The following is a 25,468-nucleotide window of genomic DNA, read 5'->3' as shown; positions in this document are numbered from 1 at the left end:
CCGCGGCCTCACGCCTCGCGGCGGGGGGAGCGAGGAGATCCTCCTTGCAAACCCCGTCGGGGGGCGACATCCTCAAGATGTGCCCGGGTCGTCGATCCGTCGCCGGATCGGCGAGTCGTCTCGAGGCTCGACGAATAAGACCGCCTGCCCGTGGTCGACCGTGGTTGCTTGGGGAACCCAATCGCATGCGCACCGAGATGTCGCTTGGTCCGTCGGTCAGACGGCATGGGATTGGCCTCCTCGCCTTGAGCCTTGCCTTGCTCGGGTGCGGGGAGCAAGCCTCCTTCGAATCGGCGCACGTCGCGGCCCGCAACTTTTCCGAGGCCCCCGCGACACCGGCCGCCTCGCAGGCTCCGGGCGAGGTGGCGGCCGTCGCTGGGAAGATGGCGAACCCCGGAGACGTGGCCAAGCCGGCCATGCCGAGGAAGATCATCTACACGGCCGACGTGACGCTCGTCGTCGAGAGCGTCGCAAAGACGGGCGACAAGCTGGCCGAGTTGGTCAAGTCGAGCAATGGTTATCTTTCGAATACCGACATTCAAAGTTATACGCAACAAAGGCAGACGGCGACGTGGAAGATCCGCGTGCCGGCCGACCGGTTCGACGCCTTCCTGGCCGCGGTGGGAAAGCTGGGTGAGCTCCAGCAGAACCGGGTGAATTCCGACGACGTGAGCCAGGAATACTACGATCTGGAGGCGCGGATCGCGAACAAGCAACGTGAGGAATCGCGGCTCCAGAAGCACCTGGCCGATTCCACGGGCAAACTCGAGGACATCCTGGCCGTCGAGCGGGAACTGAGCCGAGTCCGGGGCGAGATCGAGCAGATGCAGGGTCGGCTCCGGTTTCTGGCCAGTCAGACCGCGATGAGCACCGTCACGATCAGCGCGACCGAAGTCCGGGACTTCGTCCCGCCGGCCTCACCCGCCTTCACCACCCAGATCGGCCGGGCCTTCGCCCGATCGGTCGCCCAACTGGTTGAGTTCGGGGAGTGGCTGGTCCTGGCCATCGTGTCGATCACGCCTTGGATCCCGCTCATTCTCGTCGCTCTCCTCATCCTCCGAGTGCTGATGTCGAGGGCCGGCCGTCGTTGATGACGATCCGATCCCTCGTGTTGGCGGGAAGGATTCCTCCAGGGGAACTCGATGGAAGCCTTGACCGAACCTCGCACTCGAACCTGGCGGCGACGATTGCGACCGTTCCTGGGCGTCCGGGCCCTGATGGCGCTCGTCCTGGGACTTGGCGTCTGGATGGGTGGGTATGTGCAGAGTGTCCGGACCCAGCAGGCCGCCGTGGTCGCGATCCGCAAGGCTCATGGCTCAGTGACCTACGACTGGGAGTGGGGCCGGACCAACCCCCACATCATCGACCAGAACGCGAGGCCGCAACCGCCGAGGTGGTTCGCGGAGAGAGTCGGGGTCGATTACGTCGGCAACGTCGTCGGGGTGGACCTCTTGCCGCAACGGGTCGGTGACCCGTCTCGCGCGAACGACGAGACGATGGTCCATGTGGGACGACTTGGCCATTTGGAAGCCCTGTCCCTCAACCAGACCGCCGTCACCGACGAGGGGCTTGCGCGGCTCGAAGGGCTGACCAGCTTGCAGTCGCTCGGCCTCATCGAGACGCCGATCGGTGACGACGGTCTCGCCCACCTCCTGGGCCTGAGCCGGCTCAGGACGCTCAGCGTCGCGGGCACCCGAGTGACCGACGAGGGGGTGCGGGAGCTGGAACGTGCGTTGCCCCAACTCCAGGTCTTTAGGGAGGAGGATATGGTCGATTCCGCGGCCTCGGCCCGGGCGCTCAAGGACCTGGCCTTTGCGAGGTCGCGGCCGGTCCGACTGGCGTGCCTCGTCCTGGCCCGACGCGCCGGCCTCATGGCCACTCGGGGCGATGGGGCCGAGCTGGTCGCCACGGCCGACGCCGTCTGCTCGCTCGAGACGGACAACCCGACGAGCCTGATCCGGGTAGCTCGTGCCTGCGCGGCCAGCCTCCGCGCCATCGACGACATCCGCGAGTCGGCCCTCTCGCCCGACGAGCGGCAGGCCGTCCGCAAGCGTTGCGAGGACCGTGGCCTCGCTGCGCTGGCCCACGCCGTCGATCTCGGCTATTCGAGCATCCAGACCCTCGAGGAAGAGAATCTCCGGCCGCTCGATGAGCACCCTGAGTATCCGAAGCTCCTCGAGACCGCGAGACGGAAGGCGGTCTCTGGGGCCAAGTGAGCGAGGGGCTTCGTCCATGCCCTCAGGACCCCCGGGCCAGATCCGAGGAGGTGGGTGGCCCGATCAGGGGCCGTCGGGGAGGGTGAATGCGAACTCATACGAATGAACCCCGTCGGCGATGAGGATGCTCATCGCGCCGGCGAGGCCGGCGAACTCGCCGGTGCCGGAGTCGGGGACGACCGTGATCGTCAGTTGGGGCGTCCCGCGATTCATGACCCCGGTGTGCTGGAGCACGAATGTCCCGCGCCGGCCGAGGAGCGTCCCCTCGACCCTCTCGATCGCCACGTATCCCGCCGACCCTTTGACCTCGGTCCCCGCCGCCAGCATCTGGCCCTTGCTGATCGCCTCGAGATCACCACGGAACTGCTTATCGATGAGCCGCCTCCCGATGGCGGCCCCCCCGCCCCCTTCATCCGGCGGTCGAGCCGACAACTTGACCTCGAACGTTCCCCCGGCCGTACTTGCCATCGCTGTCTTTCGCTCCAGGTCGCCTCGGATTTCCAGATGGAATACCATCAAACGAATTCTTTAATCAAAATAAAATTGATGATCTCTTCGGATTTTTTATCTGGGATTATCTGCGTTATCTGTTGATGAGTAAGTCTTTTTTTGATCCATGCGTCATCCCTGGCCAGGGAATACCGACGACCCAAGATCCGGTCGTTGCAAAAGAGGCCGGTCGGACCGTTGTTTACGTCCGACCGGCCTCGAGTGTCAATCACTGAAAGGCTTACGTCACTTCGCCCCCACCTCGGCCTCGGCGGGCCCGGAGGGGGGGAGAGGGTTGCCTTCGGGGTCGAGGACGTTGATGACCTTGGCGTAGGGGAGCGACTTCAGGCCGGGCTCGACCTTGGAACGGTCGCCGACGATCAAAATCGTCATGTGCTTGGGGTCGAGATATTTCTGGGCGACTCGGTCGACGTCACCCTTGGTCACGGCCTCGACCTTGGACTGATACGTCGTGAAGTAATCCGGCGGGAGGTCGTAGATGACGAGCCCGGCGATGGCGCCGGCGACGCCGAAGGTGGTCTCGAACCGGCTGGGGAAGCCCTTGATGGTCCGGTCCTTGGCGAACGCGAGCTCGGCGTCGGTCGCGGGGCGGGCGCCGGCGATGCCCTCGACTTCCTTGATCAGTTCGACGAGGGCTTCCTTGGTGACATCCGTCTTCACCGACCCGCCGGCCTCGAACGGGCCGGGGCCGATCCGGAAAGCGAAGTGCGAGCGGGCCCCGTAGGTGTAGCCCTTGTCCTCGCGGAGGTTCAGGTTGATCCGGCTCGAGAACTGGCCCCCCAGGATCGCGTTCATGATCGAGAGCGGGAAGTAGTCGGGCGTGCTGCGGGGCGGCCCGACCAGACCGACGGCGAGGACCGACTGGGCCGCGGCCGGCTTGTCGACGAGGTAAATCGTCAGGGGCTTCGACGAGGGGGGTTCGGGGAGGGCCGCCTTCGGGGCGGTCCCCGCTTTCCAGGACGTGAGGGCCTTCTCGAGCAACGCGGTGACGGCGTCGGGGGTCGTGTCCCCCACGACGATCAGGCTCGCGTTGTTGGGCAGGAACAGCGACTTGTGGAAGTCGACGACGTCGTCTCGGGTGAGCGACTTGACCGACTTCGGCGTCCCGAGGTCGGGGCGGCCATAAGGATGCTCTTGTCCGTAGAGGAGTCGGGGGAAGACGACGCCGGAGATCCCCTCGGCTCGGTCGAGCCTCGCCTTGAGGGCGTTCAGCCGCTGGCCGCGGAGTCGCTCCAGCTCCTTCTGGGGGAAGGCCGGGTTCAGGAGGACGTCGGTGTAGATCTCGAGCGCCTTCTCCGTGTGCTTGGTCAGCGTGGTGAGGGAGAGCGTCGAATCTTCGAGATCCCCTTCGGCGTCGACCGACGCGCCGATCTCGGAGAGGGCCCCGGCCAGTTGGAGGCTGTCGCGGGTTTTCGTCCCCTCGGTGAGGAGGCTGGCCATCATCGAGGCGAGGCCTTCCTTGCCGGCCGGGACGAGCGACTCACCCCCCTTGACGACCAGGTTGAGCGTGAGGATCGGCAGCTCGTGCCGCTCGGCGATCAGGACCTCGAGGCCGTTGGAGAGCTTCCGACGCGCGACGGACGGGGGCGTGAAGCTCGGGGTCGGCCCGATCTTGGGCATCACCTTGCGGTCGAAGGTATCCTTGACCTCGGCGATCTTCGGGTTGACCAGCGGGGCCTGCGCCGAGCGGTCGACCGTGGCCTCGGGAGCTCGCGCGGTCGGCTTGCCGGGGACGACCTCGAGGCGGATCCGGTTCGCGGTCAGGTACTGCTTGGCGACGCGCTTGACGTCCTCGGGCGTGACCTTGAAGAGCTTGACCATCTCGGCCTTGTAGGCGAGCGGGTCGTCGAACTCGACGTTGTAGTTGTTGAGGTAATCGGCCTTGGTGCCGGCCGATTGCAGGCCGATGATCAGGCTGCTTTCCTGGCTGTTCTGCGCCTTGATGACTTCTTCGAGGGTCGGCCCTTCGGTCTTGAGCCGTTCGATCTCGGCGTCGGCGAGCTTGACGAGGCTGTCGAGGGTCTGGCCGGGCCGGGCGTAGATGGTGACGTCGAACTCGCCCGCGAGGACGCTCGCGGGGTGCCCCGCCGAGACGCGGGCGGCGAGTTGTCGGTCGTACATCAGGGCGCGGAAGAGGCGGTTCTCCTTGTCGATCCCGCCGAGGACCATCGAAAGGACGTCGAGTGCCTGCTCATCGGCGTCGCCGCGCGGGCCGGTCGGCCAGACGAACTGGACCCTCGGGAGCGTGACCTGGTCGGTCAGCGAGAGGGACTTCGGCCCCGACAGGACCGGGACGCTCGGCGCGAGCTTCGCGACCTCGGGGCCCCTGGGCAGCGGGCCGAAATACTTCGCGACGAGCGCCTTGGTCGCGGCCGGATCGAGGTCGCCCGCGATGCAGAGGCTCGCGTTGTTGGGGCTGTAATAGGTCTTGAAGAACGACGAGACGTCCTCCAGGCTCGCGGCCGAGAGGTCCGCCATCGACCCGATCACGCTGTGGTGGTAGGGGTGATCGGCCGGATAGAGCAGCTCGAGCAGGGCCTCGGGCGCCTGGCCGTAGGGGACGTTGTCGTAGCGCTGCCGACGCTCGTTCTTGACGACGTCTCGCTGATTGTCGAGCTTGGCCTGGGTCAGGGCGGGCAGCAGGAAACCCATCCGGTCCGACTCTTCCCAGAGCGCGAGCTCGAGGGCGTTGCTCGGGATGTTCTCGTAGTAGTTGGTGCGGTCGGTCGAGGTGCTGCCGTTGATTTGGGCGCCGATCTTCTCGAGCGGGCCGAAGTATTCGTCGTCGTTGTTCTTCGACCCCTGGAACATCAGGTGTTCGAACAGGTGGGCGAACCCGGTGCGTCCCGTCTTCTCGTTCTTCGAGCCGACCTTGTACCAGATGTTGACGCCGACGACGGGCGTGGTGTGGTCTTCGTGGAGGATGACCTGCAAGCCGTTCGGCAGGGTGTACTTCTCGACCTTGAGGTCGGGAATTTGGGGCGTCCGCTCGTCGGCCCGGGCCGCAGGGGTGAGGAAGGCCGCGGCGGCCGTCGCCGCCAGAACGAATGAGGGAATGCCGAGCCGCATGGGGGCGTCGCTCCGTCTAGGTGATTCGATCGTCCGGCAAAGCACCGTTCTAACCATAACCCGAGGCGCCCGTCCAGAGAACGGCCGAGCCCTTCGCGGGGATTGCCTCGCGATTCAAGGGGTTTGCGAGGACCCTGGCCCCTTGCTATCCCGGGCGAGCAGAGCCTTCAAGTCGTGGATCTCGGCTGTCAGACGATCGAGCTTCGCGAGGATCTCGGAGTGGTTCCGCTCGCCGAGCCTCGGGTTCTTCCCCTCGATCGCAAAGCTCCCCCCCGGCTCGAGCGTGCAACGCTCGACCTCCTCAAGCGACCCGAACCCCTGGCGGTGGAGCACCGCCAACAGCTCCGACTCCGTCACCAACTCCCTCGCCAGGGCCTTCGGGAGCAGCTTGCCGTGCGCGATCAGCACGGTCGACTCCCCCTCCAGGAGCTGGTCGAGCCTCCGATGCCCAAAAAGGAACCGGACCGTCAGGTAGTTCACCGAGAGGAGCGAAAACGCCCCGATCAACCCCCCCGTCACCGAGTTATCCTCGCCGATGATCGCGTTCTGCACCGTGTTCGAAAGCGACAGCAGCACCACGAGGTCGAACGGGTTGAGCTGAGCCAACTCCCGCTTGCCGAAGACCCGGAGGCCGATCACGAGGAAGAAATAGACGATCACCGGCCGGATGATCTTCTCCGACAATGGGATCGCCAGATGGAACATCTCAAGCCAATCAGAAGCGGCCCAGATCGCCATGGATGAACTCAAGTCGTCATCTCCCCCCTCCGCTGTTCCCCTGCGCGAGCCTAAAGCCACGAGTCATCGCAGATCACTAGCCGTAAGCCCCGTGTCGGCCGGATCAGATTGCCTTGATTTCTTCAGGACTAACGCCGACTGAGAGCGTCACCAGCCCCCATTCGTCCTGGGTGAGGTTGCCGAACAGGTCTGACCAGATCAGATCTTGCTTCGCTTTCAATCGCTTGCCCTCGAACTTGCGGCTCACGACGACGACGTGAACATTTTCATCGTGGCCATCGGAGACATCGACGAAATCCTCACCGTCGTGGAAATAACCATGTTTAAGGACTTCGCGGATTTTCTGCTTCAGGAGCACGTCAGCCATTGTAAGACACTCCTTTATGTGTTGTTCTCGATCCACCGCAATAGACTTTCAACGGCCTCGAGAAAGCCCTCCGCGTCGTCTCGGTTGGATAGGTCTGCGGAGTAACGCCAGGCGGGGACCCATCGATTGACGGTATTGAAGGCGAGCCAAAGCTCTGGGATTTGCTTGAGCCTATGCTTTGCCTTGGTTAAATCGATCAGGAGTTCGAGTTGGTGGGTGAAAATTGTTGAATTCGCCGTAAGCAGGTTTTGTCGTCGAAGCTCGAAATCCAGGTCGCTCGAAGTAAGGCAGTTGTCAATTCTCATCAGTTTGATTTTGAGCAGACATTCGATTGCATAGCCGGCCAAATACATCGCCCCGCGCCGGCGAACGGCATTGAAAAGGGCACGGGCATCGTCCATCCGATGCCGACTGGCCTTGGCCTGTTCGCTCACACCTTGAAACCGGATCCTGGCCATATGCCACCTGTGTACTGCTACGTTAAGATCTTATATGACGGATCATATTCGGATCGCATCTCCACGAACCTCTCCGAACGACCACTTATAAGCCCGAAGTGTCCGCGAGTGAATCCTGACGCAGGCAATCGAGGAGGATTCACTCACGCACGCTTCGGGCTTGTCTCAGTATGTTGCCACCCGGTTGTCAAGAGCTTTAGGCAATGACCTTGAGTTTTCGGAGCCTCTCGACGGCCAGGTCCAGTGTGGCGTCGCGTTTGCAGAAGCAGAAGCGGATGTAACGGCGGCCGAGGGCCTTGTCGTTGAAGAAGCTCGAGCCGGGGACGGTGGCGACGCCGAGGTCGCGGACGAGGTGGCGGGCGAAGGCGACGTCGTCGGTGGCGCCGAAGGCCTCGATGTCGGCCATGACGTAGTAGGCGCCGTGGGGGGGCTCGAGGCCGAAGCCGATGTCGATCAGGGCCGAGCAGAGGCGGTCGCGACGAGCTTGGTAGTCGGCGGCGAGCTTGCCGTAGTAGTCGCGGGGCATCCGGTACGCGAAGGCGCCGGCCTCCTGGAGCGGGGCGGCGGCCCCGATGGAGACGTAGTCGTGGACCTGGCGGAACGCATGGGTCAGCACGGGAGGCGCGAGGATCGTGCCGACGCGCCAGCCGGTCACCGAGTAGGTCTTCGACATCCCGCCGACGGTCACGGCCCGCTCGCGCATCCCGTCGAGGCTCGCCAGGGCGACGTGCGGGCGGCCGTCGTAGACGATGTGTTCATAGATCTCGTCGGTGACGGCGATGACGTCCCACTTCCGGCAGAGCGCGGCGACGGCCTCGAGGTCCTCGCGCGAGAAGACGGTGCCGGTGGGGTTGTTCGGGTTGCAGAGGATGATCGCCTTGGTGCGGTCGTTGAACGCCTTGGCGAGCTCGTCGAGGTCGAACGTCCAGCCGGGGGGCCGCAATGGGACGAACCGAGGGGTTGCCCCCGCGAGGACGCAGTCGGGCCAGTAGTTCTCGTAGAAGGGCTGCGAGAGGATGACCTCGTCGCCGGGGTTGATCATCGAGAGGAGCGCGACGAGCATCGCCTCGGTGCTGCCGCAGGTCACGGTGATCTCGGTCTCGGGGTCGACCGTCAGGCCCAGGTGCCAGGCCGCGTGCTCGGCGATCGCCTGGCGGAGACCCTTTGCCCCCCAGGTGATCGCGTATTGGTTGACGTCGGCTTCGATGGCCCGGCAGGCCGCTGCCTTCAACTCGGCGGGGGCGGGGAAATCGGGCATCCCCTGGGCGAGGTTGACCGCGTTGTGCTTGGCCGCCTCGATCGACATGCCTCGGATCACGCTCTCGGTGAACCGTGACGCCTTCTGGGAGAGCAAGGGATGCTGCATCGTTTCGAATCGGGGGTTGGGGTGTGGAAGCGACGATCATGCGGAGAGGAGGAGGCGCGTCCGGCACGCGACGAGATCCGAGGGCTTCGAGTCGACCGGGCCCGACGATTATTCTCGCCGAGGACGGCGACTCCTCGCAACGCCGGACTGACCGGGCCGTCCCCGACAATCGGCCGAATCGTTGCAAGCCTTGCGGAGCGACTTGGGTGTCGTAATCGGGTTCCGAATCAACGGCGGCCGGCTTGAGACGTGGCCGATAAGTTGACTCGGCAGGGAGGCGCCCGGCGCGTCGAGTTCCCATTTGAGGCGGATCCTCGGGCGGGACTCGGAAGGAGCGGACGCCGATCGGAATCCCGAATAGCCGCGGTCTCGGACGTTCGACCGCGGTGATTCGATGGCCTGCCGACGCGGGTAGGGAGCTGGAGCTCGGCGTCATTCGCTGCGGCCCGACCCCGAACCGCTCAGGATCAACGCCTCGCGACGCCCCTTCGGGGTTGCGCCGGGGGTCAGGGAGGGTGTGCGGATGTCGGACGATCGCAAGGATGGACGTTGGGAAATCCGGGCTCTGGCCTGCCTGACCGCCGGTCGGGTAGACCTTCGGGATATTACCAAACGTGTCGCGACGCTCTGCCGTGATTCGGTTCGCGAAATGCGAAGGTTCGGGGCCGGCCTTTCGAGGTGGCACGCCCTGGGGTTGGCCACCACGGCCGACGAGGCCCGCCGGAACCGGCGATCCTTCCGCCCGGCCGTGGCGGGAGGGAGTCTCGAGGCCCGCTACCTCTTGACGTCCCTGCCCGGGAGCTACTTCCTGAAGCACCCCAGTGCGGCGGTTGCCTTCAAGGCCAATAACCCGCAGCAATTCTCCGCCGGGGCCTCTCGGCCCGCCGTCACCCGCTACCCTCGCGGCGGCGTGTCGATCCAGACCGCCCACGGCGGCCAGAGCGTGATCGTGGCCACGGCCGAGGGCCACTTCAAGATCAGCCTGACGCAGTTCATCCAGCCCTCGGGCGAGGGGACGACGTCCTCGAGCTCTTCGGGCAACGTCCCCGGCACCCAGACACCGATCCAGGGCCAGATCCCCGGCTCGAGCGTGGTCCAGCCGATCGGCACCGTGCGTGCCTACAAGATGGCCGGTGGTAAGATCGGCATCATCGTCGACGGCTCGACGACCCAGACCGAGCTCGACATCAGCCCCCTGCCCTTCCCCCAGCGCAAGGGCTATGCCCACAGCTTCGCCTACGGTCAGTCGAGCCAGTCCCACGTCCTGAACGTGGGCCAGATCACGATCAACACCGGTGAGATCTCGGCGATCCTCGGCTACCACACGGCCGACCTCTCAGGCCCCTTGACCGCGAACGGTGCGACCGCCATCGACCGGATCGCCTTCCAGGACCTCCTGCCGGGGGCCTCGATCACGACCGGCAGCGACCTCAACACGCTCGACGTACTCAATGCGGTCGACCTCTCGGGAGGCCCGGGGATCTCGATCGGGCGCGACCTGAACTTGCTCAACGTCGGTCAGAACCTCTCCCTCACCAACGGCTCCAGCCTGATTGTCGGCCGGTTCCTCGGCACGACCCCGCAGCCCCCCAAGGGCACGGCGACGGGCTCGAACCTCATCGCCACGAACCAGGCCCTCGTCGGCACCGGGACGTCCACGACCGTCCCCTCGCTGTCGGGCTATGTCCAGGGAAACCTCATCATCGGCACGGGCAGCACGTTCACGGTCGCCAGTGGGATCGCCAACAGCTCGGTGACCGGCGGTACGGCGCTCACGCCCTCGGTCTTCCTCATCAACGGCAACGTGCAAGCGACCTCGGCTTCGCAGATCGCGATCCCGAACATCGCCGCCGCCACGTCCTTCACCGCCGGCGCCAACTTCGTCGCCCGGAACGGGTTCAACGTCTCCGGTCCCTGACCTTCGCCTTGAGGCCTCGGCCGGAAGCGCGCGATCCCTCGACCACGACCCTTTGAGGACCGTGGTCGAGGGATTCGTCGTTGTGCCTGCGAGGATTCGAGAGGTGGATGTCGGTCGCGGCCGACGTCAGCTCGTGATCCCCTTGGTCAGGTGCATGAACGCGGTCTCGAGGTTGATCTCGTCTTCCTTGAAGAGCGTCAGCGCGTAGCCCTGTTCGATCAGGCGGCTCGCGAGGTAGCTGTACTGGGTGACCCCTTCGTTCATCTTGACGATGAGGACGCCGTTCTTGTCCTGGACCGATTCCACCTCGGGCTGGCTCTCGAGGAGGTTGGCGGCGTCGGTCAGGCGCTCGGCGACCGCGATGTTCAGCACGATGTCGGCGCGGACCTGCTTCATCACGTTGGCGACGGTGTCGTTGATCATCAAGACGCCCTGCTCGATGATCCCGATCTTGTTGCAGATGTCGGCGAGCTCGGGAAGGATGTGGCTCGACACGAGGATGGTCTTGCCCATCGCTCGCAGCTCTTTCAAGAGGGCGCGGATCTCGATGCGGGCGCGGGGGTCGAGCCCCGACGCGGGCTCGTCCAGCAGGAGGACCTGCGGGTCGTGCAGGAGCACCCGCGCGAGGCCGAGCCGCTGCGTCATCCCGCGCGAGAGGCTGGTCACCAGGGCGTCACGCTTGTAGGTCAGGTCGACCAGCTCGAGCACCTCCTCGCAGATCTTCTTGCGGGCCGCCCCCTTGATGCGGTAGGCGGCGGCGAAGAACTCGAGGTACTCGATGACCTTCATGTCGTCGTAGACGCCGAAGAAGTCGGGCATGTAGCCGATCGCCCGGCGGATATCCTTGGCCCCCGTGTAGATCGAGTAGCCGCAGACGGTGGCCTCGCCCCACGACGGGTTCAGCAAGGTCGCCAGGATCCGCATCGTCGTGGTCTTGCCCGCGCCGTTGGGGCCGATGAACCCGTAGACGTCTCCCTGGTCGAGCGTCAGGTTCAGCCGGTTCAGGGCGTACAGGTCGCCGTACATCTTCGTCAGGTCGTGCGTCTCGATCATGGATCTGCCTTGATGTGAAGCGTGTGCGACACGCGGGATCGACCCGGGGATCTTCGTCGAAGGTTATTGAGGGATCTTCGGCCGATCGGACGAGGGCCGGTCACGTCGGCGGCCGGCCTCCGCCGCCGACGTCCGGTCTCGGGGTCACGGCTTCTCGTCCGACCCCTTCTTCAAAGGGAGGAGGACGCGGAGGATCGTGGTCTGGTCGACCGAGGGAGGGCTCGCGGCGTTCTCGAGGACGAGCTTGGAGGCCGGGCGTTCGATCCTGGCGACCAGCATCGGGCGGTCGAGCGGCAGCAGCCCCGTCAGGTCGAGGTCGTGGAGCGGGTTGCTCGAGAGTGCGTTCTGAGTCGTCGAGGTCGTCCCGGCGTCGTGGAACATCAGGTCGAGCAACAGGTTGGCACGGTTGATGGTCGGCCGGTCGGAGTTCCAGGGCTGGAGGGCGGCCGAGGTCTGGGCGATCGCCTTGAGGTGGCCGGAGAGCTGGCGCTCCTGGCTCAACTCGACCTGGATGGTCGCGCCGGGGTCGACCTTGCCCAGGATGTAAACCTCCTTGTTGAACGCGAGCAGCGTGTCGTGGAGGGTGATGCCGGAGCGGTTGACGACGGTCCCTTCGAGCCGGTCGGGGCCTGCGGGCTTCAGGTCGGTTTCGATGAGAGGGGTGCTCGGCCCGGGCCCGAACCAGCGGGCGCTCAGGCACTTTGTGCTCCAGATCGGGACGCGGACGTCCGCGAGCGTCTCGGCCGAGCCCGGAGGCTGGTATTCATACCCGCCGCTGGAGAAGCTCATCTGGCTGCCGCCCATCCCCCCGAACCCCGACTCGGGGACTCCGAACCACGAGAGCATCAGCTCGGTGCCGGGCGGGAGCTTGGGAGCGGGGCCATCCTCTTTCGGGAGCTCGCGATCCACGGGCAACGGGACGACGGAGATGGTGTAGTCGCGGTTCTGCGGGCTGAAGACGTCGAAGAACGTGGTCCCCCGAATCAGGCCGGCCGCCGGGACGACGTTGTCGGGGCCGGGCCCCTGCACCACGTCGATGATGTCGACCTTATTGACCCGCAGCACGTTCCCCTTGATCACGTAGGCGGCGTAGTAGGCCAGGAGACTCACCGAGATCACGATCACGGGGAAGGTGATCCAGGTCAGCTCCATGCGTTTGAGGACCTTCTTCAGGAAGAGGTAGTCGCCGGGCCCGATCAGCAGGATGTAGAGGAAGATGAAGAAGGCGACCCAGCCGAAGGAGATGAGCTTGACCCCCTGGAACTGCTCGAGCGACTGGCGGAGCACGCTCGCGAGGTCGCTCGAGCCCGACTGGTAGATTCGCCTCGGGGCATTTCCGGTCGAATCGGAAGTCTCACTCCCCTGGCGGCGAAGGTCCAGGGCGCGGACCCAGAAGAGCGGTCGGTCTTCCCACTTGGCGAAGGGGCGTTGGTCGACGTCGAGGGCGATGAGGGTGACCCGGCCGAAGCCATGGGCCCCCCGGACCACGAGCGGGGCGCCGAGGGCGGTGCTGAGGATCTTGCCACCGCGGGCCTCGATCCCTTCGAGCTTCGCGATCATGACCGGCGGCGAACCCGGCGGGGTGATCGGCTTGGTCGCCCCGGCGGTGAAGGTCTCGAGCGAGCCGAGGTCGGTGACTCGCTCCTGGCCGGCGGGGACCGCCGGGAGGAGCGGCCCGATCACGCTGTCTCGCACTTGCTGCCAGTTGGACCCGACCGCGACGACGAGGTGACCGCCCCGCTGGACCCAGTCGGCGATCGCCCGACCCCGAAGCGTATCGAGCGACGACATGACCTCGCGGTCGTTGGTGTCGAGCACGATCGCCCGAGCCGCGTCGTAACCGAACCAGCGTCCCGGTAGGTAGCCCCCCGCGACGTCGATCCGCGCCACGGTGATCTGACCCGGCGAATTCTTGTCCCCGCCGAAGCCCGGGAGGCTCGGGATCATATCGACCCCCTGGGGATTGCCCAGGGTCAGCAACAACGACTCGTCGCCTCGGAGGGGGAGCCCCTCGAACTTGGCGAGCGACGTCCCGGTAATCCTTGGCGTCCGGAGTCGGCGGGCCGGGTCGATCAGGCGGACCCCGAAGTCATGGTCGATCGTCCCCGGCCGAACATAGGCCGTCAGCCGTCGGCTCTCGTTCGGCGCGAGGTCGATGGCCTGTTGCACGAGGGTCATCGTGCCGTCGTCGTCGGGGACCGTCAGCTCCATCGTCCCCGAGAACCGCTCGGCGCCGGCCCGGAGCTGGACCCAGACGGGGGTCCAGTTCCCGAGCTTGTAGACGTTGTTCAGGCTGTTGTTGGCGAAGCCGACCCGGAAGTTCTCCACCTCGATCGGCGGCTTCGTCGGGGCACCCCAGGCCATGCCTTGCAGCATCAGGAAGCCGGCGCACACCGTCGCCAGCGGCCAACGTCTCGGGCGAAAATGCATGATGCGAATCCCTTGTCGAGCCAATCGATTCGGTCGAGACGGTCGGCCGTCGAGCTATTGCTTTGTCCGCTTGGGCTTCCGGCAATTCAAGGCTTCTCGGACGGGTCGCAGACGCAGGGTGAGGTCCCGCAGCCCGGGCAAGAGTGCCCGTATTTCTTCGCCACGGCGGTCTCGAGGTCGATCCCGCGAATGTTCGCCAAGGTCACCAGCCAGGCCAGCACGTCGGCCATCTCCAGGGCGAGCTCCTCCTGGGTGCCCGACCGCAAGGCGGTGGCCAACTCGCCGAACTCCTCGGTCAACCAGAGGAACGTGGCGGCGTCGCCCCTCGCCTCATCCTTCGCGCCGTACATCTCGCGGATCTGTCGCTGCAAGGCTCCGATCGTCAGGCTACCCGTCCGTTGTTCGTTCATAGGCCTACGATCTTACAAAAGTCGGTCACCCGAATGCAAATCCTCGTTCCCTCGCCCCGGACGATATCTCCAGGCTTCCAGACCCCCATAAGATTCGCCCACGAGCGATCCGAAAGCCAGTGGGTAGGCCCATCTCCATCAAAACTCCATCGCGCTTGCCCTCCGCCCCCCTGCGCTTCCCCCGAGTCGATCGAGTCATCCCCCAACGCCCGCGTTACGACCGAGCGTGCGAGCCCTCGCTCGGGACCACGCCCCAAACCTCGACGTGATCCCGACCCGAGCTCGGTGACTATAGGAGTGGCGGCAGGGATTCCGGCGACGAAGGCCCCAGGATGAGGGTTGCTCCGCGTCGGGCGCGATGGCCCCCCTTCCCGCGGAATCGATCGGCATGCCCGCCTCGATCGTCGGACGACTCGTGGTGATGAGCCTCGTGATTCCCGCGGGACGCGAAGCGGGGGAAAGCCCGGGGGTGGCCCGGCAGACCTGGCCCCCCCGGAGATCTGAAGCCATACGCTTTGGGGATGGCGACTCGGCGGGATGGCTTCAGGGTTTCCGCGGTTCGTCGAAAGGCGGCGGGAGGAGGTCGTGGACCGTCCGGACGAGCAGGTCTTCGGCCTCGGGGGCGAGGCGGGACGGCTGGCCGTACAGGACCATGGAGAAGTCGGCCTCGTATCCCCCTTCGTTCAGGACGCGTCGCGAGGCGACGTAGCAGCGGGCATCGTCGGTGTATGCGGACACCCAGAGGCGGTTGGCGTCGATCTCCCACTTGAGCCGGAGCGCGTAGTCGATCACGACCTCGCCGCCGAGGAAGATCATGGCGAGGTCGCCGTCGAAGCACCAGGTCCGCACCGGATAGGGGATGGTCCGGGCGAGAGACTCGCCGCGATCGAGCTGGGCGATCAGCTTCCGGGCAAGGTAGCCTTCGGAGCCGGGCCGTTTGGTCTGGAGTTCCAAAGTCTTGCGAGTCGGCGGCGTCTCCAGCGGCAGTTCGATCGGACGGAGGCGTGCGGCGATCCGGCCGCTCAAGGACTTGAGCGGGGTCTTCAACAGACGAGCGACCTCAAGGGCGATCTCCGCCCCGTGTCGGCGGGCATCCTCCACCTTCCCGGCAGGCTGGGGGCCCGAGTCCCCCGCGCAGCCGATGATCGCGAGCGCGAGGGCCCCGGGCGTCTGGGTTTCGATCTCCTCGCAGGCGAAGCCGGCCCAATCGCCGCAGATCTTGTTGAACTCGCCCCCCATGCTCGTGCAGTGGCAGGCGTAGCCGAAGACGACCGCCCGGACCTTGCCCGACGGGTCGGTCACGCTCAACATCGGCAGGCTCTGGTCCACGGGGCCGTTCGGGTTGAGCCCGAAGCCGACCCAACGCCCGTCCTTCAACACGCGCCGATTGCCCGCGAACCCGACATGCCCCTGCCCCCACGCAAGCCGGCCGGGCGAGAGGTCCTCCAGGGCTTTCAGGGCCACCTTCTCGATGGCCTCGGTCAGTTCGCGAGTGTAGCGGCCGATCCGGGTCACCTGATCGGCGGGGAGGTCGCCCAGGAGCGTGTCCGACGCCGTGCTCAAGAACGGTCCGGAGTGGGTATGCGACGCACAGATGACGATCCGTTCCCGCTTCAAGCCTTTCTTGGCCTTCAAATTCGCCGCGACCTCCTCCGTGATCCGTGACTGGATGGCGACGTTGTCCACCGAGATGATCAGGGCCGGCCCGCCTTCGGCCTCGTCGGCCCCGATCGCCAGCGCCCTGGCCTTGAGCCGGTTGACGATCCCGTCCGACTCGGTCGTGCGGCTCCCGTAGCCCGCCAGGCGGATCGGGTACTCGGGGGTGATGTCGACCACGGCGACGCCGAAGGGCCGGAGCGCCTGGGCCGGTTCCTCTCCCTGCGCCGTCGAGGCGACGAGGATCGTGAAGCAGACGAGGCGGGATGCGAAGGCCAAACGCATTGCGAGGATCCTCGAGGGAGTGAGAGCCGAGGGAGGGCGTCGCGGGCCGCCTTGCCGGCGGGCGTCGTCTCGATTCGATCGGGGCGTGATCGGGCCGAGGTTCGATCCGAGTGTTCACCTCGCCGCCGGCGACGACCCGGATGATGCCAGGAAAACGATCAGGTCGGCAAGGTCCTGGGGCGAGAGGCCGTCTTCCAGGCCCTCGGGCATGAGGGACCGGCCCGAACCGCTCATGGCCTCGATCTGGGAGCGCAGGAGGACCTCCTCCTTGCCTTCCTGGAGCCGCAAGGTGACCGCGTTGGCGGTCTCGGCGGCGATCAGGCCGGACAGGACCCGGCCGTCGACGGTCGCGACCGTGAAGCCGGCGTACTTCATCTCCAACGCCCGGTTGGGGTCGAGGATCGCGGTCAGGAGGGCCTCGGGGGACTTGTCGGTCAACGCGGCGAGGTCGGGCCCGACCTCCGATCCGCTCCCCCCGAACCGGTGGCAGGACGCACACCGATTCTTGAAGAGCGTCGAGCCGGCCTCGACCTTGCCGGCCAAGGTCAGCGCGGGCCGATAGGCTTCGAGGACCTGACGACGAGAGGAGTCGGGGCGGGCAAACAGGGCGTCCGCCCTCGACCGGATCCGGCCGTCGCGGTGGGCCACGAGCCGCTGTCGGCTCGCGGGATCGAGGTCGGCCGAGGCAACTCGGCCGTCCTCGATCGCGGAGAGGAGGTCGCCGGTCCACGATTCTCGGGTGAGCAAGGCCCCGAGGATCGCGCCTCGGACCTGGGGCGAGTCGCGCTTCCAGGACTCGAGCAAGAGGGAGGGCACGCGACGATCCGCGCTCCGGGTGAGGGCGGCCACGGTCTCCTGCTGGAGCGGCACGGGGAGTTGGGGCCGGAGCAACCCGACGAGCAGGTCGAGGTCGTCGGCACTCGCGGCCTGCCTGGCGAGGAGCCGGACCGCGAGGATCCGCCCCGAAAGGTCGGCCGACTCGTCGCGGACCGTCGCGCGGGCGGCCTCGCGAAGCGGCTCGGACGCCCGATCCATCTCGCGGTCGCCCTCGGAGTCGGGTACGCGATTGCGGACGTCAAGTAGTTGCGTAAGTACGACGTACTGCCAAGGTGAAAAGCGTCCGTCAGGTCGCGAGGACGTCGAGGCGGCCCGACCGAGGACGTCCACCGCGTCTCGGCCGAGGGTCGACGCCGCCAGCGTGACGAGCGGCCCGACGAGCTCGAGGTCGGTCTTCTCGCCCCCCTTGCCGCAGAGTTCCGCCACGAGCGTGGCCGCGTGAGGGACGGCCGAGCTGAGGACGGCGGCCCGCGTCCAAGGATCGTTGCCCTCACGCCTGGCCAGGGCCACGAGCGTCTCGCCCCCTCGGCGATCGGTCCAATCGCCCATCGCGAGCGCGACCTGGAGCCGGACCCGAGCGTCGGCGTCCTCGGCCAAACCTCGCACGGAGTCCGCGACTCGAGGGAATCGGGCCAGCATCGACCGGGTCGCCTCGACCGCGCCTCGCCTGACTTCGGGGTGGCCGTCGCCGAGCAACCGGAGGGCCGTCGCCTCGTCGAGGCCACCCAGCCCGGCGAGCGTCCAGAGGGCCTGTATCTTGGCCTTGGCTCGGTTCGTCTTCGCGGCGAGCGTACGGAGCGGGACGACGGATGCCGGGTCCGCCCGCTCCAGGAGAAGTCGCTGGGCGGTGTCGCGTTGCCAGCCGTTCGGGCTGTCGAGCGCGGCGACGAGTCCCTGGAGATCGAGCCGGTCGAGACGAAGGATTGGACGTGTCGCCTTGCCGGTCGGTCGTACCCGGTAGATCCGGCCTTGGTCGCCGCCGGCGCGGAGGTCGATCCGACGCTCCCAGTCGTCGGGGATCCACTCGGGGTGCTCGATCACCGCGCGGTACATGTCGGCGACCCAAAGGGCGCCGTCGGGCCCGATCTTGAGCATCGTCGGACGGAACCAGGGGTCGGCGGACGCGAGGAATTCGCGGCCCGACTCACCCGGCCCCCTGCGGCCTTTGAACGTCGAGCCGTCGGGCTCGAGCACCATGCGGTGCACCAGGTTGTGGACCGGCTCGCTGACGAACAGGCTGCGCTCGAACTCGGGACCGAAGAGGTCGTCGCGATACGGCGTGGGGCTGTTGGCCGACGTGGCGTGATTGGCCGTCCAGGGCTCGTTGAACCGGGGGACGGTCTTGCTCGCCGGGTAGAGCCGGGTGTCGGGCTCGAGCATGTGCTTGGGGTCGGGGGGGGCGAAGTGCGGGTTGCGGCGGAGGTCGGCTTCCGAGAGCACGAAGTGCCAGGCCCAGTTGGGATTGTTATTGCCGAACCAGTGGCCCCAATCGTCCCGGTGCCGGCCGAATTGGGTCTGGCCGCTCTCGGTTTCGAACGCGCCGGTGTCGGGGCGGAAGCGGAAATCGCGGCCGTTGATCGGGATCGACTTGCCCGTCTTCGAGGATCGGACGGTGCCGCCGCTGTCGCCGTTGGCGCCATGGATCCAGCCGTCGAGGCCGTATTCGAAGCCGTTGACGCGGTGCTGCTGGTTCCCCTCGACGAAGCCCGAGTAGAGGACCTCGCGAGCGTCGGCCTTCCCGTCGCCGTCGCGGTCCTCGGCATAGAAGATCTCGGGGGCACACGCGACGATCACCCCCTTGCGCCAGGGTATGACCCCGGTCGGGAAGGCGAGCCCGTCGAGGAAGACCGTCGCCGCATCGTACCGGCCGTCGCCGTCGCGGTCCTCGAGCACGCGCACCTGCCCGCCAGGCTTCCCTTTGCCGTCGATGCCGAGGGGATAGTCCCCCATCTCGACGACCCAGAGCCGTCCGTCGGCCCCCCAGTCGATGGCGATCGGGTCCTTCACGAGTGGCTCGCTCGCCGCCAACTCGACCGTGAACCCGGGCTCGACCCGGATCGAGCGGAGCGAGGCCTCGGGAGTCAACCCTCCCGGATCGTCCGCATGCACGACCGGACCGAAAGCCGTCGCGAGGAGGCAGAACCCGACGGACCGTCTTGCGAGGCGAAGGATCATGAGCGGCTATCCTCGAACCATGCGTGGTACGTCACGAATCGCGGCGAGAGGGCCGAGTCCGCGCCGGTTGCAACGGAGGGGGGAGCGTTCGGCCGACACCGTCTCCCCCTCCGACGCGGCGAGCTCGCGGCATCAGTGGTCGCGACGCGCCGCCTGGCGCCCTTCGGAGCGAACTCTCTCAATAGGAGTCGGCGCTGATGACCTCGCCCCCTTTGGTGGAGGAGAGCGCCTGGTAGACGTTGATGTTGATCGAGTTCTTGATGAACTTGACGCTGCCGTCGGAGAAGCCGACGTTGACGCCGCCGGGATGCTTGCTGCGCGCCGCCATGGCCATCCCGAGTCCGGAGAAGACGCCGTTGCTGTTGACCGTGACGGTCGCCCCCGTGCAAGGCGGGTTCGTGGCGATCGGGTTGCAATAGCTCTGGTCCTGCACGACGTCCGGCGACGACGAGTTCGGGGCCAGGAGCCCGGTGAACTGGGATCCGTACGCCCACCACGAGAATCCCCTCACGTCGAACCCCTGCCCGACGAGGAGCTCCGACGTCAGCATCGTGTTGCTCAACCCGTCGGTGATCGTCGCGAAACTGAAGGTCCCCTGGACGCTCGCCGGGAACCCCTGGAGGGGCGATCCCATGTCGGAGAAGGGAGCCCCGAGGAACGGGATCGTGACGCCGTTGTACAGGAACTGGTTGGGCTGGTTCACGATCGTGTTGCCGAAGTTGACGACGTAGTTCTGCGACGTGACGGCCCCGACCCCGATGAGCCCATGGCCGTTCGGGTCGCTCGGGCAGTAATACGCACTGACGCGACTCGAGGTGACCGTCGTGTTCGGGGGCCCGCTGTACGTGAAGATCCCGCTCGCGGGGTTCTTGTCGTTCGCCGAGGAATTCCACGAATTATATAAATTCGATTGCTCGATTTGCGGGAGGATATACACGAGCCAGGTCCCGTAGCAGCATCCTTTGACGCCGGGGGGCAGGCTCCCCTGCTGCTCGTGGTAGTTGTGCATGGCCAGCGTGATCTGCTTCAGGTTGTTGACGCATTGCATGCGCCTCGCCGCTTCGCGGGCCGCCTGGACGGCCGGCAGGAGCAGAGCGATGAGGACGGCGATGATCGCGATGACGACGAGGAGCTCGATGAGCGTGAAGCCCTTCCGGCGGTGTCCCATGACCAATCACTCCCAATGATCGAGATATGAACCGAGGGATTCCTTGAGGCGTTTCCCAGGCGCCGTCGACCGGCCCGCTCGGGGACCGACGAATCGAGGCGGATTCGGGGAGAGGGAGGATGCTCGGGGCGAGGACGCCCTCATTTCGAACGGAGCTCGAATGTCAATTCATTGCGGTGACCTCCCTTGATCTCCGCCTTGAGGGTCGACTTCGAGTTATACTTCTCGGGGATCATCTCCCTGGCCAGGACCAGGCCGCCCCCCGGGGCCGCGGGGGCATCCGGCGCCCCGGCGTCGCCCTTCGACTTCGCGTCGCGCCGCTTGCCCGCGGAGATGGCGACCCGGTAGTTCCCGGGGATCAGCCCCACGTCGACGGGGATCGAGAACTGACCCTCCCGGATCGCGCTCCCGCCCTCGACGGCCGCCCCCGTGGTATCGGCGGCGGTCGGGTTGAACCGGATCGAGCCATTGGCGACCGGCTCCCCGTCCAACGTGACGACGCCCCAGACCGCCTCGCGCGGCAATGAGTCGCCCGAGCCCCAGCACCCCGGCACGGCCGAGGCCGTACCGAGGAGGAACGCACAAGCCCAGAGTCGCGGATGTTGGCGCCCAGTCATTCCCGCACCTCACCGGTTCCAAGGATCGAAGCCCTATCGCGGCCGCCCTCGAGACGCGCCGGCCCTCGGCCGACGTATCCCTATACTTTCAAAAGCGCTGCGATCTGGAATGCACAGATCCGTGAAGAGATTCGGCGATCCATCGCGATGCGAAGGCGCGGCCGTCACCCGGATCGGTGCAAGGGTGGGACACAGGTCGTTCGACCTGCTCTCAGGAGGGAATCGCACGGAGTGTGAACTGACTTTGTCGGACGAGGAGACGGGTCGGCGAAGGGGTCGTCGGAGGATGTTTATCCCCCTTGGGAAGCATTCGTTGGAGTCTCGGCCCGGCCGATCAGTGAGGGGGCGGGAAGCCCTCGTGCGTGGGCGCGCCGAGGATGTCTTTGAGCCGGCGCAAGACGCGAGATTTGGTCTTACGGATGGAGGTCGCCGTGACCCCGAGGCCCTCGGCGAGGACGGCAGGCGCCTGACTCTCGACCGTGACCCGCCAGAAGATCTGCCAGGTCCTTTCCTCGAACTCCATGGAATTGTCTGAAGGAGCCCCTCTCTCGGCTCGCCAATCGCCAGGACGATTGCCGGGGAGCGTTCTTCGAGGCACGCTTCAGGAGCCTGGCGACCCTCGATGAGGAGTCGCTCCTGGCCACCTGTGCCTACATCGACCTCAACCCGTTCGCGGCCGGCCTCGTCCACGTCCCCGAGGCGGGTCCGCACACTTCGGTCAAGCAACGCGTCGACCACGTCAAGGCGCAGGAGCGGTGCGAGGACCTCGAGGCATCGCGTCACGGTCGCGTGGTGGGGTCGGAGGCGTCTTCGGGCCTGGAGGAGTCCCTCTGGCTGTGCCTTGTCGAGGATCGTCGGCCGTTGGATTCGTCCCGAGAGCGGATGCTCGAGGGGTTCCCGCTGGGCAGCTATCTGCTCCTGGTCGATGACACACACGTCCCGGCTCTTCCGGGAGGGTAAGGCGATAGTGGCCCGCGAGGTGTCCGAGATCCTCGATCGGTTGGGGTCGAGCGTGGGGACCTGGCAAACACGGCTCGGAGGCTTCAGGAAGGGTCGGCTGCTGGGGCGATTCCTGGCATCGAGCCGGTCTCGTCTCGAGGAGGTCGCGGCTCGTCTGGGCCTGGGTCGTGTGGCGAACCTCAAAGGTTGCCCCGCCGTCTGAGGTCCGGCCCGAAGCCGAGCCCGACCCGCTCCATCATCGGTAAAGTCACGTCCTGCACGCCCGCGTCGTGGGAACAATGAGTGCAACCGAGTTCGTGTGGGGCTAATTACTGTCAAGAATTACATTTACGATATGCCGATGTAGACCGCGAAGCGTGTCACCCACCACGGAACCCGCCGAGGAGCCGACGGCCTTGGCCGGATCGTCCACCACTTTTCCGGCTGATTCCCGGCGTGCGTAAGTGGCCAATCCAGCGAACCGCAGGATACTATTCGGTCTAAGAATCCCGGTTCCCGGCCGTCTATCCGGTATCGCTCTGCTTCACGCACTCTCCCCGGGGGTTACCATGTCCAGGATCACAGCGGGCTTACTACTGACTATCCTTGCCGTCTCGTCCCCTCGGGAGGCGTCGGCGTTGATCACCGGCGGCACCGGCAATACCTCGCTCCGCGACCCCGGTTGGCCCACTGGCGCGGCTGCGATCTTCAACCACGCCGGCCGCATCGCCTGGTGGGAGGGCCCGCCCTTCGGTGGCGGCCAGTGGCATGCCGAGTGCCGGGGCGACGTGAAGGCCCTGAACGCCGTCTTGGCCGATTTCGCCAAGATCGACGTGAAAAGCAGGCGAATCGTCGTCCATGATGGCGTCGGCCATTCATTTTGGCTGGCCCCGAACCAAGAGCCGGAAAAGCTCGCGGCCGCGAAGATCGACTGGTCGTTTACGGTCTGGGTGCCGGCCAATTGGGAGCAGCTCCGCAAGCTGCCTCCCGATCTGAACCCGACGGGCCACGGGGAAACCTCGCCGCCCTCGCAGGTCGACGTCTACACCGCCGGCATCGACTGGGGCGCCGTGACCGTTCCTGCGGAGATCGAAGTCGTAGATAATCGCCTGGTGGCCCACGGCTTCACGGCGGACGACGGGGCGGTGCTGGAGGGCAAGGTCACCGACCTGGCGACTGGACAGCCCCTGGCAGCCACCATGCGACTCCAGCGGGTCGAGCCGCAGCAGAAGAGTGGTTATCTCTACCCGGCCGGGGCCGAGGCCAGATCGGACGCCCAGGGGCGCTGGGTCCTGAAGAAGGCCCCGGCGGGCTGGGTCCGCGTCGTCGTCGAGGCGGATGGCTTTGTGCCTCGCGTCGCCGGCAATGCCCGGCTCGACGACCAGCCGCGCTGGCAGTCATACGACATCGGCTTGGTCCGCTCCGCCCCCGTCACGGGCCGTGTTATCGACGAGGACGGGAGGCCGATGGCGGATGTCGACGTACGGTTCGGCAACGTCCAGGCCGTGTCCGGTGGAAAGTACCAGTCTCCGTCGGAGTATGAATTCAGAACCGACGCCGACGGACGCTTTCGGGCCGAGCCGATTCCGGCCGGAACGGCTTCGATCTGGGTCCACAAAGCGGGTTATTACGGTCCCGGCCTGGGCCAGCCCGTCAAGTCACCGGAGACGAACGTCGAGATCCGCATGAAGAAAGCTGGAAGCGTCCAGGTCACCGTGGATTTCGGAGGGAAGAAGCGAACGGGTGATTATGTGGTGAAGATCTCGCCGGAAGGCGGCGAAGTGGTTGGCTCCTACGGCGGCTCGGGGAACATCGACGCGAAGGACCAGTTGAATTTCGCAATCATGCCGCCGGGTCGTTACATCCTGACCGGGCGTCCGAACCCGGGCTCGGACGGTGAAGAAGCGGGGCCGGTCACGATCGACGTAAAGGGCGGCCAGTCGGAGGCGATCACGCTGAAGGCAAAGTGAAACGCATTTCCCACTCGGCCTTCTTCCGGGCGAAGAGCGGCGGTGGCAGAGTTTGCAAATTATGACCTCGGACGGCGTGTAAACACCGGAAGCCGGGCAGGCTTCCCTACCCGGCCTTCGGTTGTGGGTGCGATGTCTGCCGCTCGAGGCGGGTGCAATGTTTGACTCGGCGTCGCCGTGACGGTGATGTGACGACGGAGGAGTCCCTTCGTATGGAGAAGCGATATAGTCTCCCTCTCGCCCGAGTGGTCCACAGCCTGCGGAGCGGCGTAGCGAAGTCATGAGATGAATATACGAATGTAATTGAATTGAACGTCTGGATCTGTTGGGGCCTGGGTGGGCCACTACCCAGGTCTACCCGGTCATAAGTCGCCGCCGAGTCGACAGGCGATTGAAAGACCAAAGGAGTGGCCCCCGCGAAGCGGCTCAGTTCAACGGGATTGTACATCGAAGGGCCGGCAACGGCTGGAGGAAAGCCATGGCGCGCCCCGGCCCTCCGGATACAACTCTCTTCATCGGTTGCGGCTATGCCGCGTCGAGATAAAATGGCAACAACTTCTATCTTCTTTTTTATTCAGTTATTCCCCATGTATTGGTTTACAGCTTCCTTTAGCGTATTTTGGCTGCCGCCGGGTTCAGCAATTCGTTTATTTACATCAAGACTAGAAACGTTGAAACCATATTCGACGTCATCGAAATAAAGAACACCTCCCCGGGTTTGCGCAACTACAAAAACGAATTCGTCTCCTGCCTGGTCCGATCGGCGAATGACAGCCTTCCAAGGAATAACCTTGTATTGATCGAAGATTCTCCTTTCAGACTCGTTCAATTCGTCGTACTGCTCCTCGTAGAGTGCAGAAAATTCGTCATCCTCAATTGGCTCCCACGATTGCATCAAGTATCTCCTAAACACTGAATCACCGACCGGCTGGAAGCCGGGGGGTTCAACAGTCGGCTTCAAGCCCGACTGAAGCAGGCCTACGTCACTCACCGTCGACCCTGAAATCCCCGTCGTCCTTCGTCACATCCTGGGTCCGAGGCGTGATGCCTCGAGGTCTTCGCACCGCCCCTGGTCCTTGACGTGGTCGACCCGCTCCTTGATCGACGTGTGCGGGCTCGCCTCGGGGACGTCGACGAGGCCCGCCGCGACCGGGTTGATGTCGATGTAAGCACAGGTCGCCAGGAGCGACTCCTCATCGAGGATTCCGACGCTTTTGAAGCGCGATTCGAAGAACGCTCCCCGGCAATCGTCCTGGCGATTGGCGAGCCGAGAGAGGGGTTCCTTC

At 65.7% G+C, this 25,468-nt stretch carries 20 protein-coding genes; 4 read left to right on the top strand and 16 right to left on the bottom strand.

Annotation, left to right across the window (positions count from 1 at the left end; translation table 11 throughout):
• Positions 1 to 185 precede the first annotated feature (185 nt).
• On the top strand, positions 186 to 1,091 hold the full coding sequence (locus ACYOEI_RS18090) for a DUF4349 domain-containing protein (protein WP_462850945.1): 906 nt from the start codon (positions 186 to 188) through the stop codon (positions 1,089 to 1,091).
• Between the two features lie 51 nt (positions 1,092 to 1,142).
• The gene (locus ACYOEI_RS18085) at positions 1,143 to 2,216 is read left to right on the top strand and encodes a leucine-rich repeat domain-containing protein (protein ID WP_462850944.1); all 1,074 of its coding nucleotides are present in this window, start codon (positions 1,143 to 1,145) and stop codon (positions 2,214 to 2,216) included.
• Positions 2,217 to 2,279: 63 nt separating this feature from the next.
• On the opposite strand, the gene ACYOEI_RS18080 is transcribed toward ACYOEI_RS18085, so the two are convergent.
• The 6 genes from ACYOEI_RS18080 to ACYOEI_RS18055 all read right to left on the bottom strand — a co-directional run bounded on the left by ACYOEI_RS18080 (position 2,280) and on the right by ACYOEI_RS18055 (position 8,724).
• Positions 2,280 to 2,732: a DUF3224 domain-containing protein gene (locus ACYOEI_RS18080; RefSeq protein WP_462850943.1), complete on the bottom strand. Its 453-nt coding sequence runs from the start codon at positions 2,730 to 2,732 to the stop codon at positions 2,280 to 2,282.
• A gap of 219 nt (positions 2,733 to 2,951) precedes the next feature.
• On the bottom strand, positions 2,952 to 5,795 hold the full coding sequence (locus ACYOEI_RS18075) for a M16 family metallopeptidase (RefSeq protein WP_462850942.1): 2,844 nt from the start codon (positions 5,793 to 5,795) through the stop codon (positions 2,952 to 2,954).
• A gap of 114 nt (positions 5,796 to 5,909) precedes the next feature.
• Positions 5,910 to 6,533, bottom strand: a complete 624-nt coding sequence (locus ACYOEI_RS18070; protein ID WP_462851167.1) for a DUF421 domain-containing protein — start codon at positions 6,531 to 6,533, stop codon at positions 5,910 to 5,912.
• 103 nt (positions 6,534 to 6,636) lie between these two features.
• Positions 6,637 to 6,900: a hypothetical protein gene (locus tag ACYOEI_RS18065; protein WP_462850941.1), complete on the bottom strand. Its 264-nt coding sequence runs from the start codon at positions 6,898 to 6,900 to the stop codon at positions 6,637 to 6,639.
• 14 nt (positions 6,901 to 6,914) lie between these two features.
• Complete coding sequence (locus ACYOEI_RS18060) at positions 6,915 to 7,334, bottom strand: HEPN domain-containing protein (protein WP_462850940.1); 420 nt, start codon at positions 7,332 to 7,334, stop codon at positions 6,915 to 6,917.
• Positions 7,335 to 7,554: 220 nt separating this feature from the next.
• Complete coding sequence (locus ACYOEI_RS18055) at positions 7,555 to 8,724, bottom strand: pyridoxal phosphate-dependent aminotransferase (RefSeq protein WP_462850939.1); 1,170 nt, start codon at positions 8,722 to 8,724, stop codon at positions 7,555 to 7,557.
• Positions 8,725 to 9,247: 523 nt separating this feature from the next.
• On the opposite strand from ACYOEI_RS18055, the gene ACYOEI_RS18050 reads away from it, so the two are divergent.
• Entirely contained in the window at positions 9,248 to 10,642 is a 1,395-nt protein-coding gene (locus ACYOEI_RS18050; protein ID WP_462850938.1) for a hypothetical protein, read from the top strand.
• A 126-nt stretch (positions 10,643 to 10,768) separates the two neighbouring features.
• Here the strand turns inward: ACYOEI_RS18050 and ACYOEI_RS18045 are convergent, their stop codons facing one another.
• From ACYOEI_RS18045 to ACYOEI_RS18010, 8 genes are all read right to left on the bottom strand, one after another.
• The gene (locus ACYOEI_RS18045) at positions 10,769 to 11,695 is read right to left on the bottom strand and encodes an ABC transporter ATP-binding protein (RefSeq protein WP_462850936.1); all 927 of its coding nucleotides are present in this window, start codon (positions 11,693 to 11,695) and stop codon (positions 10,769 to 10,771) included.
• Positions 11,696 to 11,839: 144 nt separating this feature from the next.
• Positions 11,840 to 14,125 carry a hypothetical protein gene (locus tag ACYOEI_RS18040; RefSeq protein ID WP_462850935.1) on the bottom strand — a complete coding sequence of 762 codons (2,286 nt, stop codon included), beginning with the start codon at positions 14,123 to 14,125 and terminating at the stop codon, positions 11,840 to 11,842.
• An 86-nt stretch (positions 14,126 to 14,211) separates the two neighbouring features.
• Positions 14,212 to 14,535 carry a MazG nucleotide pyrophosphohydrolase domain-containing protein gene (locus ACYOEI_RS18035; RefSeq protein WP_462850934.1) on the bottom strand — a complete coding sequence of 108 codons (324 nt, stop codon included), beginning with the start codon at positions 14,533 to 14,535 and terminating at the stop codon, positions 14,212 to 14,214.
• Between the two features lie 543 nt (positions 14,536 to 15,078).
• On the bottom strand, positions 15,079 to 16,476 hold the full coding sequence (locus tag ACYOEI_RS18030) for a neutral/alkaline non-lysosomal ceramidase N-terminal domain-containing protein (RefSeq protein ID WP_462850933.1): 1,398 nt from the start codon (positions 16,474 to 16,476) through the stop codon (positions 15,079 to 15,081).
• A gap of 114 nt (positions 16,477 to 16,590) precedes the next feature.
• Entirely contained in the window at positions 16,591 to 19,488 is a 2,898-nt protein-coding gene (locus ACYOEI_RS18025) for a PVC-type heme-binding CxxCH protein (protein ID WP_462850932.1), read from the bottom strand.
• Between the two features lie 178 nt (positions 19,489 to 19,666).
• Positions 19,667 to 20,656 carry a DUF1559 family PulG-like putative transporter gene (locus tag ACYOEI_RS18020; RefSeq protein ID WP_462850931.1) on the bottom strand — a complete coding sequence of 330 codons (990 nt, stop codon included), beginning with the start codon at positions 20,654 to 20,656 and terminating at the stop codon, positions 19,667 to 19,669.
• Between the two features lie 140 nt (positions 20,657 to 20,796).
• A complete protein-coding gene (locus ACYOEI_RS18015) occupies positions 20,797 to 21,273 on the bottom strand; it encodes a carboxypeptidase-like regulatory domain-containing protein (RefSeq protein WP_462850930.1) in 477 nt (158 codons plus the stop codon).
• Positions 21,274 to 21,607: 334 nt separating this feature from the next.
• Positions 21,608 to 21,796, bottom strand: a complete 189-nt coding sequence (locus ACYOEI_RS18010) for a TrfB-related DNA-binding protein (protein ID WP_462850929.1) — start codon at positions 21,794 to 21,796, stop codon at positions 21,608 to 21,610.
• Positions 21,797 to 22,781: 985 nt separating this feature from the next.
• Between ACYOEI_RS18010 and ACYOEI_RS18005 the strand changes: the two genes are divergently transcribed.
• Entirely contained in the window at positions 22,782 to 24,182 is a 1,401-nt protein-coding gene (locus ACYOEI_RS18005; RefSeq protein ID WP_462850928.1) for a carboxypeptidase regulatory-like domain-containing protein, read from the top strand.
• A 574-nt stretch (positions 24,183 to 24,756) separates the two neighbouring features.
• Here ACYOEI_RS18005 and ACYOEI_RS18000 read toward each other — a convergent pair.
• Both ACYOEI_RS18000 and ACYOEI_RS17995 read right to left on the bottom strand, forming a co-directional pair.
• Positions 24,757 to 25,077 (bottom strand): hypothetical protein, encoded by a 321-nt coding sequence (locus ACYOEI_RS18000; protein ID WP_462850927.1) that lies wholly within the window; start codon positions 25,075 to 25,077, stop codon positions 24,757 to 24,759.
• A gap of 126 nt (positions 25,078 to 25,203) precedes the next feature.
• A partial coding sequence (locus ACYOEI_RS17995) for a transposase (RefSeq protein ID WP_462850926.1) occupies positions 25,204 to 25,468 on the bottom strand: 265 nt, incomplete at its 5' end.

It is taken from the genome of Singulisphaera rosea, from assembly GCF_054877945.1.
This window is presented reverse-complemented; position numbering and strand designations above follow the sequence as displayed.